15 protein-coding genes are annotated in these 12,749 nt (G+C 69.9%); 6 read left to right on the top strand and 9 right to left on the bottom strand.

Features of this window, described 5'->3' with window-relative positions; genetic code table 11:
- Positions 1 to 3 precede the first annotated feature (3 nt).
- On the bottom strand, positions 4 to 144 hold the full coding sequence (gene mftA / locus ACFWPS_RS34910) for a mycofactocin precursor MftA (protein WP_383712690.1): 141 nt from the start codon (positions 142 to 144) through the stop codon (positions 4 to 6).
- Positions 145 to 371: 227 nt separating this feature from the next.
- Here mftA and mftG point away from each other — a divergent pair, with 227 nt between their 5' ends.
- Positions 372 to 1,946, top strand: coding sequence for a mycofactocin system GMC family oxidoreductase MftG (gene mftG / locus ACFWPS_RS34905; RefSeq protein ID WP_383712687.1), 1,575 nt, complete (start codon positions 372 to 374; stop codon positions 1,944 to 1,946).
- 44 nt (positions 1,947 to 1,990) lie between these two features.
- On the opposite strand, the gene mftR is transcribed toward mftG, so the two are convergent.
- Positions 1,991 to 2,623 carry a mycofactocin system transcriptional regulator gene (mftR, locus tag ACFWPS_RS34900; protein WP_383712684.1) on the bottom strand — a complete coding sequence of 211 codons (633 nt, stop codon included), beginning with the start codon at positions 2,621 to 2,623 and terminating at the stop codon, positions 1,991 to 1,993.
- Positions 2,620 to 2,787: a hypothetical protein gene (locus tag ACFWPS_RS34895; protein ID WP_383712681.1), complete on the bottom strand. Its 168-nt coding sequence runs from the start codon at positions 2,785 to 2,787 to the stop codon at positions 2,620 to 2,622. The genes mftR and ACFWPS_RS34895 overlap by 4 nt, the downstream gene beginning before the upstream one ends.
- Positions 2,788 to 2,942: 155 nt before the next feature.
- Here ACFWPS_RS34895 and ACFWPS_RS34890 point away from each other — a divergent pair, with 155 nt between their 5' ends.
- The gene (locus tag ACFWPS_RS34890; RefSeq protein WP_383712678.1) at positions 2,943 to 3,509 is read left to right on the top strand and encodes a GtrA family protein; all 567 of its coding nucleotides are present in this window, start codon (positions 2,943 to 2,945) and stop codon (positions 3,507 to 3,509) included.
- 181 nt (positions 3,510 to 3,690) lie between these two features.
- Here the strand turns inward: ACFWPS_RS34890 and ACFWPS_RS34885 are convergent, their stop codons facing one another.
- Positions 3,691 to 4,083, bottom strand: a complete 393-nt coding sequence (locus ACFWPS_RS34885) for a nuclear transport factor 2 family protein (protein WP_383712675.1) — start codon at positions 4,081 to 4,083, stop codon at positions 3,691 to 3,693.
- Between the two features lie 56 nt (positions 4,084 to 4,139).
- Positions 4,140 to 4,538 carry a nuclear transport factor 2 family protein gene (locus ACFWPS_RS34880; RefSeq protein ID WP_383712672.1) on the bottom strand — a complete coding sequence of 133 codons (399 nt, stop codon included), beginning with the start codon at positions 4,536 to 4,538 and terminating at the stop codon, positions 4,140 to 4,142.
- 194 nt (positions 4,539 to 4,732) lie between these two features.
- Here ACFWPS_RS34880 and ACFWPS_RS34875 point away from each other — a divergent pair, with 194 nt between their 5' ends.
- On the top strand, positions 4,733 to 5,779 hold the full coding sequence (locus ACFWPS_RS34875) for a cyclase family protein (protein WP_383712669.1): 1,047 nt from the start codon (positions 4,733 to 4,735) through the stop codon (positions 5,777 to 5,779).
- Positions 5,780 to 6,259: 480 nt separating this feature from the next.
- Positions 6,260 to 6,964 carry a TetR/AcrR family transcriptional regulator gene (locus ACFWPS_RS34870; RefSeq protein WP_383712667.1) on the top strand — a complete coding sequence of 235 codons (705 nt, stop codon included), beginning with the start codon at positions 6,260 to 6,262 and terminating at the stop codon, positions 6,962 to 6,964.
- Between the two features lie 78 nt (positions 6,965 to 7,042).
- Here the strand turns inward: ACFWPS_RS34870 and ACFWPS_RS34865 are convergent, their stop codons facing one another.
- The 3 genes from ACFWPS_RS34865 to ACFWPS_RS34855 form a co-directional block, all read right to left on the bottom strand.
- Positions 7,043 to 7,867: an SDR family oxidoreductase gene (locus ACFWPS_RS34865; RefSeq protein WP_383712665.1), complete on the bottom strand. Its 825-nt coding sequence runs from the start codon at positions 7,865 to 7,867 to the stop codon at positions 7,043 to 7,045.
- A 73-nt stretch (positions 7,868 to 7,940) separates the two neighbouring features.
- Positions 7,941 to 8,336, bottom strand: a complete 396-nt coding sequence (locus tag ACFWPS_RS34860; RefSeq protein ID WP_383712662.1) for a hypothetical protein — start codon at positions 8,334 to 8,336, stop codon at positions 7,941 to 7,943.
- Between the two features lie 100 nt (positions 8,337 to 8,436).
- The gene (locus ACFWPS_RS34855; RefSeq protein WP_383712659.1) at positions 8,437 to 8,859 is read right to left on the bottom strand and encodes a hypothetical protein; all 423 of its coding nucleotides are present in this window, start codon (positions 8,857 to 8,859) and stop codon (positions 8,437 to 8,439) included.
- Between the two features lie 201 nt (positions 8,860 to 9,060).
- Between ACFWPS_RS34855 and ACFWPS_RS34850 the strand changes: the two genes are divergently transcribed.
- Together ACFWPS_RS34850 and ACFWPS_RS34845 are read left to right on the top strand one after the other, a co-directional pair.
- Entirely contained in the window at positions 9,061 to 10,242 is a 1,182-nt protein-coding gene (locus tag ACFWPS_RS34850) for a histidine kinase (protein ID WP_383712656.1), read from the top strand.
- Complete coding sequence (locus ACFWPS_RS34845; RefSeq protein ID WP_383712654.1) at positions 10,230 to 10,883, top strand: LuxR C-terminal-related transcriptional regulator; 654 nt, start codon at positions 10,230 to 10,232, stop codon at positions 10,881 to 10,883. The genes ACFWPS_RS34850 and ACFWPS_RS34845 overlap by 13 nt, the downstream gene beginning before the upstream one ends.
- Positions 10,884 to 11,082: 199 nt before the next feature.
- On the opposite strand, the gene ACFWPS_RS34840 is transcribed toward ACFWPS_RS34845, so the two are convergent.
- A partial coding sequence (locus ACFWPS_RS34840) for an MMPL family transporter (protein WP_383712652.1) occupies positions 11,083 to 12,749 on the bottom strand: 1,667 nt, incomplete at its 5' end.

The raw sequence follows: 12,749 nt of genomic DNA, 5'->3' as shown, positions 1-12,749 counted from the left end.
CGCCTAGTAGACGCCGCACATGCCGTCGATGGAGATCTCCTCCAGGAGGTCCTCGGCTTCGATGAGCGGTGGCGGGGCACCGGCCTGGTCGTGCTCGGCGTCGAAGGCCGCCTCTTGGGGCACGGTGGAGCGGAGTTCGTTCATGCGACTCTCCCTGGCTTCCTACGGCTTCACGGTCGCACGCTGCGGACTCTCCCTCGGATGAGGGGGCGAGCCAATGGCACCCGGTGTCAAAACCAGGGTGGTCCGCACCGCCGACTCGTCTGGCACATCTGACGCTAGGTCACCGGTACGCCGAGCGCCCGAGGCTGTCCCGGTCAGCGGGACACGTCACCGCCCGCAGAGGTCGGCGCGTCTTCAATCACGTGTCCATGAGGCGGACGGAGCACGGGAACGACGGGGCACGCGGCGCGGACGTCATCGTGGTGGGCGCCGGCGGCAGCGGTGCCGCTCTCGCGGCACGGCTGAGCGAGGACCCCGGCCGCACCGTGCTGGTGCTGGAGGCAGGCCCTGTGCCGCGTACTTCGTCGGCGTTCGCACCCGAGTTGCTGGACGCGCGGCTCGTGCCCGGCGCACAGCCCGGTCACCCGGCCCTCCTGCCGTACGACGTGCACCTCACCCCGACGCGTCCGTACCGGGTCGTCCGGGGGCGCTGGCTCGGCGGCTCGACCACCGTCAACGGCGGGTACTTCGTCCGCGCCCGGCGGGCCGACTTCGAACGCTGGGCGGACGTGGGCGGCGCGGTCTGGTCGTACGACCGGGTGCTTCCGTTTCTCCGCGCTCTGGAGACCGACCTCGACCACGGTGCCGACGCACTGCACGGCGACCGCGGGCCGGTACGCGTCCGTCGCACGGAACTCCGCCATCCCGCCGCCCTCGCGTTCCGGGCGGCCGCGCATCGGCTGGGCTTCCCCGCGGAGCCGGACAAGAACGCCCAGGACCCGCCGGGGTTCGGCCCGGTGCCGTCCAACGCCGTGGACGGGGTACGCGTCAACACCGGCATCAGCTACCTGCTGGGTGCCTTGGACCGCCCCAACCTCCGGGTGGAAGGAGACAGTACGGTCCGCAGGGTCATCGTCGAACGGAACCGCGCCACCGGCGTGGAGGTCGAGCGCCATGGGCACCGCGAAGTGTTCCGCGGCGGCGAAGTCGTGCTCTGCGCGGGGGCGTTCCGCTCTCCCCAGCTGCTCCACCTGTCGGGCATCGGGCCGCGCCGTGACCTGGAGGCCCTCGGGATCGCCGTCGTCAGGGACGCTCCCGCCGTCGGAGCCAGGTTCGGCGACCATCCTCAAGTGGTCCTGGAGTGGATGCCCCGGCGGCCCATGGGGGCGCCCTCCGGCTCATGGCTCGGCGGAGTCCTGCACCTGAGCTCTTCGGACGGGAGCCATCCGGGCGACCTGGAGATCCTGCAGTCCCTCGTCCCCATGGCCGGGCTGACCCGCGGGAAGGTGTCCGTCCCCGGCGCGCCTCTGGCGTTCCTCGTCTCCGTCCAGACACCGCGGCTGAGCGGCCGGATGCAGACCCGTTCCGCAGATCCCGCGACACCTCCGAGCCTCGCCTACGGCTATCTGGCGACCGCGGCGGACCGGCGGCGCATGCGCGAAGCGGTCCGTGTCACCGTCGAGCTGGCCGGCACGAGTGACTTCAGGGAGGTCTGCGGAGGTCTCACGGAGCCGATGACCGCAGTGCTGGAGGACGACCTCCTGCTCGACCAGTGGATCCTCGGGCATCTCGGTACAGCGCATCACACCTGTGGGACGGTCCCCCTGGGCCCTGCGGACGATCCCCGGGCTGCGGTCGACCCATACGGCAGGGTGCACGGCGTCCACGGTCTGCGTGTCGCGGACACCTCGATCCTGCCGACGCCTCCGTTGCGGGGACCGGCAGCCACCGCCGTCCTCGTCGGCGAGGTGATCGCCGACGCCATGCGGCGTGGTCTGACCTGAACCGCCCCGGCGTCCACGGACCCGGCCCCGCGACGTGATCGGCCCTACGCCCGAAGGGCAGACTCCCCGTATCCGGCGGCGAGTTGACGGATGGCCAGATCCAGCAGACAGCAGAGGTCGGCGTCCTCGTCGGTGAGCCATTGCTCGTACGCGGCGACACACGCGGCCAGGACGGTACTGCCGATCAGCCGGGGCAGCAGGTCGGACACCGGCCGGTTCAGGCGCCGCGCGGCGAACTCGGCGACGAGCGCCCGCCATGACGCGTAGCGCACGGCCGAGTCCGCCTGCAGTGTCGGCACCCGCAGGATGAGCGTCATACGCTGCCGGTGCCAGGGCACCACCGCCGGGTCGAACCGGTTGAACTCGACGACCGCCTTGCGCAACGCGTCCATCATCGGCACATCCGGATCAGCCGCCGCGAGCGGGGCCTCCAATCTGGCCAGCTGCTTTTCGAAGTCGCCCCACACGAGGTCGTTCTTGGAGGCGAAGTAGCGGAAGAAGGTGCGGCGGCCGATACCCGCCGCCTCGGCGATGTCGTCGACCGTCGTACCGTCGAACCCCTGCCGCGCGAAGAGTTCGAAGCCCAGTCGTTCGAGTACGGCGCGCGACGTCGCGCGTGGCCGGCCCGTTCGGATCGTTGCCGTATCGGCCGCCGCGTCGTTCCCGAGCGCCTTCATCCGCGGTCCTCTCTTTCGGCGCCGGCACCGGCACCGCACCGGCACCGCACCAGCACCAGCACCAGCACCAGCACCAGCACCAGCACCAGCACATGATGCACGGTCCGGCGGGCGGCCTGCCGGCCACGCGTGCGCCGGGCGGTTCGACCGGTCGACGGGGGCAAGTGCCGATCTTCGGCCCGGTCTCCATCTGCGTCGGTGGAGCTGGCTACACCTCCGGTCGGGGAGCCCACGTCCTCGTGCGGATCCGCAGGCGACGGGATCGTTGAAACCAGCCGCTCACGGCGGTTCGCAACGCTCCGTCCGGAAGGAAGACACCATGACCCCGACGCTCCCGTCGAAGCCGGTGACGGCACGGACAGCGTCGTTCGTGCCGGTGACGCGCCGGTCTCCGGACACCCCCGGACCGCTGGCTTCGTTCGTCCGGTTCGTGGCGTGTGGCGGAGGTGTCGGTCTCGCCTCCGGCCCAGCCGTGACGCTGCTCGCCCTCTCGATGCCCTGGGCGGTGTCGAACGCGCTGGTGACGGTCGCGACGACCCTCCTGTGCACGGAGCTCCACGCACGCTTCACCTTCGGGACCGGGCGGCGTGCCGGGTGGCGGCAGCACTGGCAGTCGGCCGGGTCGGCCACCGCCGCCTACGCCCTGACCTCGGCCGCGGTGCTCGTCCTGCACGCCGTGCGGCCGTCCACGGGGGTGATGTGGGAGCAGGTCGTCTACCTCAGCGCCTCAGGGCTCGCGGGCATCGGGCGATTCGCCGTGCTGCGCCTGTGGGTCTTCGCCGACCGGAAACGCACAGGCGCAGTGTTGCGGTGTCACGAACGCCCGGCGAGGCTGGAGACACAGCTCCGCAATCCACACACGAGCGCAGTCCCCGTCCCTTCCTGACAGCCGCCCGGCGTGCTCTTGCGGAGCGAATCCGAGGCGAACTCGACTTGTTGCGGCGCCAGTTCGTTCACGCCGAGTCCCCGGAGTGTCGATCGGTGCCGGGCGGCCGAAGGGAAGACCGAGGCCGTGCCGCCGATCCTGACGGGAAGTGGGTCGGTGGCACGGCCGTTCTGCGTTCGGGCTACTTGAAGGTGGTGACCCGCTTGCGGAACTTCCACACGTCACCCACGCGGACCAGGGTGTCCTCGTAGGTCCCGACGAGTTGGACGGCCCAGCCCTCCTCACCCCGGACGAAGAACACCAGGTTGCTGCTGGCGGTGACCTCGTCCCCGGGAGGGGAGGTCAGGAGGGTGTTGCCGACGAGGTGCAGCTGCGGAGCCTGCGGCGTGAACGCCGCGTAGGCCTTGCCGATGGCCTCCCTGCCCTCGAAGGTGCCCTGACCGGTGATCTCGGCGACGCCGTCCTCGGTGAACAGGTCGGGGATGGCCTCGGTGCGGCCCGCGTCGATGGCGTGGGCGTAGGCGGCGATGGCGGTCTGTACACCGGCCAGGACTGCTTCGGCGGAAATGGTCATCTGTCTTCTTCTCTCCCAGGGCGGATTCGACGGGCGGAGTGGGTCGAGGCGGGAAGCTAGGCCTGGTAGGTGGTCCTGCGGCGGTGCAACAGCCACGTGCCGTCGACGCGGCGGAAGGTGTCGTCGTAGCGGCCCACGAGCTGTGGTGCCCAGCCCGGCTCCGCGCGCAGGAAGAAGACCACGTCGCTCACCGCCGTGGCCTCGTCCTCGGCGGCGGAGGTGACGACGGTATTGGTCACGACGTGCAGCTGCGGCCGCGTCGGAGCCCAGCCCTTGAAGGCCTCCCGGATACCGTCGTGGCCCTCGACGGTATCCATGCCCGGCACCTCGAGAACTCCGTCGGGCGTGTACAACGCGACGACCTCATCGGTACGGCCGGCGTCCTGGGCCTGGGCGTGGGCCCCGATCACGGCGCGCACACCCTCTGCGACCCACGCCTGTGTGGCTTCGCTCATTCTCTCTCCAAGGTCGGACGGGCCTGCGCTCGGCAGCAGTACCCCACCACTTCTTTCGACCACTCAGTCTATTACTGCGACAGAAGGAAATGGGAGAGGTGATTCGCATTAAACCCAACTCATTGACCGATCGGTACAATCTGAATAGCATGCCCACGGCTGTCATCGGGACTGTCGCCGAAGGAGGCGTAATCGTGACGAAGCGTTGGAAGCAGCGTCCGCCGGGCTCGACGTGGGGCGACTGGGGTGACGACGACGAGCTGGGCCGCATCAACCTGCTGACCTCCGAGAAAGTCCTCCAGGGCGTGCGTGAGGTCGAGCACGGAATCAGCTTCGGCCTGAGCCTGCCGCTCGACTATCCCGGCGGCTCTGCCATGAACCAGCGGCGCTATCCGCCGATTCTGAGGCCCACCGAGGACCTGGCGCACAAGCAGGACGTCTTCTACAACGTCGTCGCACGTGAACAGATCTCACCCGAGCTCATCGACGTGTGGTCCGACGACGTGGTCACCCTCTGGCTGCAGTACTCGACCCAGTGGGACGCCCTCGCCCATCAGGGCGCCGAGTTCGACACCGACGGAGACGGGGTGGCCGAGCCCGTCTACTACAACGGATACCGCGCGGGCACCGACATCGTCGGACCGCAGGAGGACGCCAAGGGCGACGGCAGCGGGAGCCTCAGCCACGCCCGTCACCTGGGCCTGGAACACATGGCAGAGCACGGCGTGCAGGGCCGGGGCGTCCTGGTCGACCTGGCACACCACCTGGGCACGGGCTACCAGGCGGTGAACTTCAGGACACTGCAGGACATCATGGCCGCGGACAACGTCGTCGTGGAACCCGGCGACATGCTGCTGCTGCACACCGGTTTCGCCACCCAGATCCTCGCCTGGAACAAGAACCCCGACCCCGTGGCGATCCATCAGACCGCCGCCTACCTGGACGCCGACGACCCGGCGCTGCTCGAGTGGATCACCGAGTCGCAGATCTCGGCACTGGTGGCGGACAACTATGCCGTCGAAGGCGTGGGCGTCACACAGGCCCAGGGCCCGCACACGCTGCTGCCGATCCACCACCTGTGCCTGTTCAAGCTGGGCGTCCCCCTCGGCGAACTGTGGTACCTCCACGAGCTGGCCGGCTGGCTGCGCGAGCACGGCCGCAGCAGGTTCCTGTTGACGGCTCCCCCGCTGAACCTGCCCGGCACCCAGGGCAGTCCGCTGACACCGGTCGCGACCGTCTGAACCACGGACTCGACCGGGGTCCGCCGTGGGCCCGACCAGTCCTGCCCGAGCGGCCGGGCCCACGGCGGACGTGCAAGGGGCGGACCGGATCCCGGCGGCGGACCCACTGCCCCGTCCACGGATGCGGGAACCCGGGGAACTCCGTCGCCTTGTAGGGTTCGTGGAGTTCGGAGACCCGGCCCTCGAACCGTCGGACACGTCACCTGCGGCGGTACATTTGCGCCAGGTCGTCCAGGCGTCCGGAGCCGGTGTCGGTGCGCTGGAGCGCCGGCACCGCAGACCCGGCGCGCCGTTGCCATGCTCCGACAGCCGGTGCGGGCTTGAGACGACGGGTTTTCATGGTTTAATGTACCGATTGGTCCAGTAAAAGCAAGCGGCGCCCCGTGGTCCGCTTCCCCCGGATATACCGAAAGGCATCCGACGTGGGCACGGGAGTCGATCCCCATCGACATGTCGCCACATCACGCGGGGAGTGAATCCATGCCACGACCGCCAGGCCATGGACCGGGTTTCGAGGTCAGACGCCAGAAGATCATTGACATCGCGGCTTCCCTCTTCGCTCAGCAAGGGTACGCCGCGACCTCCATCAACGACCTGGGGCGCGCGGTCGGGCTGGCCAAGGGAGCCCTGTACTACTACATCGGCTCGAAAGAGAACCTGCTGGTCGAAATCCAGTCGCGGGTCATGGGGCCGTTGCTGTCCCGTGCGCGGCAGATCGCGGACCTCGACATGGACCCGCTGCTGCGCCTGCGTCTGCTGTCGGAGTCGCTGCTGACGATCATCTTCCGCAGGCTCGACCACATCTGGGTCTACGAACACGACTATCGCAGTCTCAGCGGCGACGAGCTCAAGACCCTGCTCGCCCAGCGTTCCGACTTCGAGCAGTTGATCTCGGACCTGCTCTCGCAGGCCATGGAGCAGGGCGTGTTCCGCACCATGTCGCCCCGGTTGGCCACCCTCCAGTTCCTCAACCTGCACAACCACACGTACCAGTGGGTGAAGCCGGACGGGCAGTGGGATGCGCAGTTCCTGTCCCATGAGTACTGCGCGACCCTGTTCCGCGGCTTCGGCGCGCCTGATCACGCCCTGCCCAAGGTCGAGGAACAGGCACAGGAGTTCAAGCGCGACCAGCCCGGACTGCCCCTCGACCCCGAGGCCGAGTGGGAGGCCACCGCCGGCCGATGACAGGCGCCTCGGTCGCCCCGCCGAGCGCACGGCGACCGAGGCGCAGCCGTCGATCAGGCGGACCCGTCGAGATCTCCGTCAGTCCTCCCGCAGCGAGGCGCACAGGCCGCCGTCGACGACGATGTCGACGCCGTTCACGAAGCTCGCCTCGTCCGACAGCAGAAAGGCGGCGACGGCGGCGACCTCCTCGTACCGGCCGACGCGGCCCAGTGGCGTGCGCTCGATGAGCTGTCGAATCGATGCGTGCCGTGCCGCCTCCAGCCGGGTCTGCGGGGTGTCGATCGCACCCGGCGACAGCGAGCACACGCGGGCGCCCACGGAGCCGAACCGCACGGCCTCCGCGCGGGTCAGGCGGTGCACGCCGTACGTGGCCCACGGGTACGCCCAGGCCGGATCCTCGACGGCGGGACCGACCACCTCCCGGATACGGTCGAGGAAGTCCTCCTGCAACGGATCGTCCAGGACGGCCGCCACCGCCGGGTCGGGCTCGATGTGCGCGATCAGCGGAGACACGGAGGCCAGGTAGACGAACGCCGTACCGGCCGTGGCGAGTGGCCGGAGCGTCTCGGTGAGCAGCGCCGCCGCGACGAAGTCGGCCTCGATGATCCGGCGCCAGTCGGTTTCCTCGGGCGGGATGCCGTAGGCGTGCGCGACGGCCCGGAGCGTGCCGGCCGCCCTGACCCGGTCGGCGAGCCGGGCGAGGTCCTCCCGGTCGGTGACATCGACCGCGAAGGGCTCGACGAGGGCCCGCTTCCCGTGGCCGGACAGGTCCTTCGCGACCGCGGCCACAGCCGCTTCGTTCCCGTCGGCGAGCAACAGCACATCCACCACATCGGCGAGGCGCCTGGCGCATGCCTCTCCGGTCCCGCTGGCGGCGCCCGTGGCGATACCTACCGTGGTCATGCGTCACTCCTCATTGAAGACACCTGTCACTGAGGACGAGTGTCTCGCAGGCGGCCGTGTCCACGGCACCCGTTCACGACGTGCAGATGTCCTTCAGCCGATCGGCCGCCGCGTCGATCCTGCTGCTGTCCGGGTCGGTGTCGCCGTTCAGGATGGCCTTGTTGTAGTTCGCGATGGCCTTGTTCAGGTCATCGACCGCATCGTCGACCTTGTTGTCGTCCGTCCTGTCGTTGATCTTGTCGAGATTCTTCTCGATGGTGTCGATGGACTCCTGGGTCCGCGTGGGATCCTTGATCGCGTCCGCGCCCGCTGTGTGGATGGCGGTGACGCTGTCGGCGATGGTGTCGGCGCTGGAGAGGCAGTCCAGCGAGTCGTCGAACTCGCAGCCTGCGGCGAGTGTCGCGGTCAGCACGACAGCGGCTGCGGCGGTGGCGACGGCAGTGATGCGATGGTGGCGGCGTGCGGTCATGGGTGTGTCCCTTCCTCGTACCGTCCGGTGCGTGTTGGTGGAGCCGGTGGTGGGGTGAACGCGGGTGGCGGATCGCAGTGCCAGGACCGTGCTCCGGTCCCTACCTGCTGGTGACGCGGGTGTCCGGTACGGGCCGACCGGCTGCGCTCCCGACCCTGTGGCGGCCTGTCACCAGCCCTCCGAGCGCTCCCAGCGCGACCAGGCCCATCGCGGCGGCGGTCGCCACGCCCTTCACACCGTCGATGAGGAAGTAGGAGGCCACGGCCACGACGCCGTTGAACAGGAACAGGAACCACAGCACCGGCCGTGTCGACAGGAACGCCTTGATCCTGGGCTTCTTCGCGATGCGTGTACCCGTCAGCAGCGACACGGCGGCGCCGACGATCGTGGCGACGTTCTTGTCCGTACCGTCCAGAACCGCGCCGGCCCCTGCGGAAGCGGCCATGCCGGCCACGAAGAACGACCAGAGCAGCAGGTCGGCGACGAACGACTTCAGGGTGGCGAACAGCGACTTCGGCTTCATCGCATTCCTCTGGTGCGGGGAGCTCGGAGCTCTCGTGGTCTGGGCCTCCCACGATTCCGTCGTTCACCGGTCGGGACACGGGAGCGGACTCCCGAACCGACGGTGTAGCCCACTACACCCTCGGAGCGAAGGAGGTGCCCGGGAACTCGCCTGCCACGAGCGATATTTGCCTCACTCAACTACATCATTTAGCTTCCTGCCATGTGGAAATCGGTGCAGCGCGCCGGAAGGGCCACAGCCCACCTCTTTCTGACGGCGCTCATGGCGTTCGGCACGTGGATCTTCATCACCGTGCTGCTGATCACCGCCGTCGGTACGTTGGCACTGGTCGGTGTCTGGCTGCTGCCCGAGACGGTCCTGCTCGTCCGGCGGATCGCGGGGGCCAAGCGGAACCTCACCGCCGACTGGACCGGCGTGAAGATCCCCGAGGTGTACCGCCCCCTGACCGGCACGGTGCGCGAGCGGGTGGCAACCGCGGTACGGGACCCCGGCACCCGCAGGGATCTGCGGTGGATGGTGGCCTACTGGTTCTACGGCGCCCTGCTCGCCCTCGCTGTGCCGCTGTGGCCGGTGGGACTGGTCGTCGACGGCATGTGGTGCGGCCTGCTGCGCCGGAAGGCGGTCGTGTTGCCGCTGATCGTGCGGCTCGCGGACCTGGAGGCCGACTGGTCGACCGCCCTGCTCAAGCCGTCCCCGGAGGCGCTGCTGACGGCCCGGGTGGAGCGGCTGGCCCGGACGCGGGCCGACGCGATCGCCGCGCACGGCGCCGAACTGCGCCGCATCGAACGCGATCTGCACGACGGGGCGCAGGCGCAACTCGTGGCGCTGTCCATGCGGATCGGGCTCGCCAAACGCGCCTACGGCCGTGCCCCGGAGACCGCGCTCAAGCTGCTGGACGAGGCCCAGGCCCAGGCCGAGAAGGCGCTGGCGGAGCTGCGGAACGTCGTACGCGGCATCCATCCGCCGATCCTGACCGACCGCGGCCTGGCCGGTGCGCTGCGGGCGCTGGCGGCGAGCAGCGGACTGGAGGTCGCCCTGGACGACGGCGGCCTGGACCAGGGGGTGCGGGCGCCCGCGGCCGTGGAGGCGGCGGCCTATTTCGTGGTGGCCGAGGCGCTCACCAACGTGGCCAAGTACAGCGGGGTCACCCGCGCCGAGGTCCGGCTGGTCCGGGCCCGGCGCGGGCTGCGTGTCCGAGTCCGGGACGAGGGCCGCGGCGGTGCTGAGGGTACCTCCCAGGCATTCGGCTCTGGGGGAGAGAGCGGCGGCTCGGGGCTGCCCGGCATGCGGCGACGGGTCGCCGCTCTCGACGGAACCATGAATGTGTCCAGCCCCGTCGGGGGGCCGACCGTGATCGAAGTGGAGCTGCCGTGCGTGTGGTGATCGCCGAGGACAACGCCCTCCTGCGGGAGGGGCTGGTCCTCCTGCTGACCTCGGCCGGGCACGAGGTCGCCGCCGTCGCCGGCAGCGGCCCCGAGATCATGCCCGCGCTGCTGGCACACCGGCCGGACATCGCCCTGCTCGACGTCCGGATGCCGCCTGCTTTCAGGGACGAGGGTCTGCGCGCCGCGCTCGAAGCACGGCAGGCGATTCCCGGCCTGCCGGTGCTGGTGCTCTCCCAGTACGTCGAGGAGTCGTACGCCGCCGAACTCCTGGGCGGCGGCACCGACGGGATCGGTTATCTCCTCAAGGACCGGGTGGGCCGGGTCGACGAGTTCCTCGACGCGCTGGAGCGGGTCGCGGCGGGCGGCACCGCACTGGACCCGGAGGTCGTCGCCGAGCTCCTCACCCGTCGCAGGAACTCGCCGCTGGACTCGCTCACCCCGCGCGAGCGGGAGGTACTGAAGCTGATGGCGGAGGGCCATGACAACGCGACCATCGCCCGGACTCTGGTCGTCACCGAACGTGCCGTCCACAAGCACATCGGCAACGTCTTCCTGAAACTGGGCCTGCCGCAGAGCGACAGCGGCCACCGCCGGGTCCTCGCCGTCCTGGCCTACCTGGCCCACACACCGCGGGCATGAACGTCCGGAGGAACAGCCTCACCGCACGCAGCACCGCACCGCCCATGCCGTGGCCCCCCAAGGGGGGTTGCCGAGCGGTTGCGTTCGGAACGGACGTGACCGGCCGGGTCCCACTGTGGGCGTGGATCCCGGCCGGCAGTGCGCGAGTCGCCGGTGAAGCAGCGGAGGGGCCGTCGCGAGCAGGCGGCCCCTCCCCGGCTCAGCGGGCCCCGACGGGCTCCGCGGAGGGCGACTCGTCGGTCGTCCCAGCGGTCGGGACGGGCACCTCGCGGCTCAGCTTCTCGCCCTCGACATCGATGTTCGGCAGCAGCCGGGCCAGCCACTTCGGCAGGTACCAGGCCCGGTGGCCGAGCAGGGCGAGGATGGCCGGGACGATCGCCATGCGGACGACGAACGCGTCGAAGAAGACCGCGACGGCCAGTCCGAAACCGATCATCTTGATCATCGACTCGTCGGCGCCGATGAAGCCGGAGAACACCGCGATCATGATCAGTGCCGCGGCCACGACCACGCGGGCGCTGTGGCGGAAGCCCGAGACGATCGCCTGCTTGGGCGCCTCCCCGTGGACGTACGCCTCACGCATCCGCGAGACCAGGAAGACCTCGTAGTCCATCGCCAGGCCGAAGACGATGCCCACCAGGAAGATCGGCATCATGCTCATGATCGGGCCGGTGGACTCCACGCCCAGGAGGTCCGCGCCATGACCCTGCTGGAAGACCGCGACGACCGCGCCGAGGGCCGCCAGGACGGAGAGCAGGAACCCGAAGGCCGCCTTCAGAGGCACCAGCAGGGAGCGGAAGACCAGCAGCAGGAGCACGACGGCGAGCGAGACCACCACCGCGAGGTACGGCACCAGCGAGGCCTGCACCTTCTCGGCGACGTCGATGTCCAGGGCGGTCTTGCCGGTCACCTCGAAGGACACGCCCGCGTCCTTCTCGATGCCGGGACGCTCGTCCCGGATGGTCTTGACGAGGTCCTTGGTCTTCTGGTCGGTCGGGCTCGTGGCGGGCGTGGCGGAGAACACCGCCGTGTCACCGGCCTGGTTGAAGCGGGCGGCCGAGACGGAGACGACGCCCCTGGTGGCGGCGATGTCCTTCGTGACCGTGGCTACGTCCCCCTTGGGGTCGTCGGAACCCCTGGCGTCGACGACGATCGTCAGGGGGCCGTTGAAGCCGGGGCCGAAGCCCTCGGCGAGCGCGTCGTAGGCGCGGCGCTCGGTGGTGGAGGTGGGCTTGGCCTCGTCGCCCGGCATGCCGAGCTGAAGGTCCATCACCGGCGTGGCGACCGCGCCCAGGCCCACGACGCCCAGCAGGAGCACCGGTAGCGGCAGGCGGACGACGGCCCTGGCCCAGCGCGAGCCGCCGTTGTCGGTCTTGCGCTGCTTCCTGCGGTATCGCCTGGAGTTCCTGCGGGCGCCGCGCGAGAGCACGGCGTTCGGCCAGAAGCCCAGGACCGCCGGGACCAGGGTCAGGCAGATCAGCACGGCGACGAGGACCGCGCCGGCGGCGGCAAGCCCCATCTTGGTGAGCATCGGGATACCCACGACCCAGAGTCCGGCCAGCGCGATGACGACGGTGAGCCCGGCGAAGACGACCGCGGAGCCCGCCGTGCCGACGGCGAGACCCGCCGCCTCCCGGGGTACGTGGCCCTTGGCGCGTTCCTCGCGGTAGCGGGAGACGACGAACAGGGCGTAGTCGATGCCGCAGGCCAGGCCCAGCATGGTGGCGAGCGTGCCGGTGTTCTCCGACAGCCCGAAGGTCTGGGAAAGAGCCATGATCCCGGTCATGCCGACGGCCACGCCGATGATCGCGGCCAGCAGCGGCAGACCGGCGGCGGCGAGGGATCCGAACGTGATCAGCAGGACGA

It is taken from the genome of Streptomyces sp. NPDC058457, assembly GCF_042720695.1.
Classification (GTDB): Bacteria; Actinomycetota; Actinomycetes; order Streptomycetales; family Streptomycetaceae; genus Streptomyces.
The sequence above is the reverse complement of the archived record's forward strand: the minus strand, read 5'-3'. Positions and strand labels throughout refer to the sequence as shown.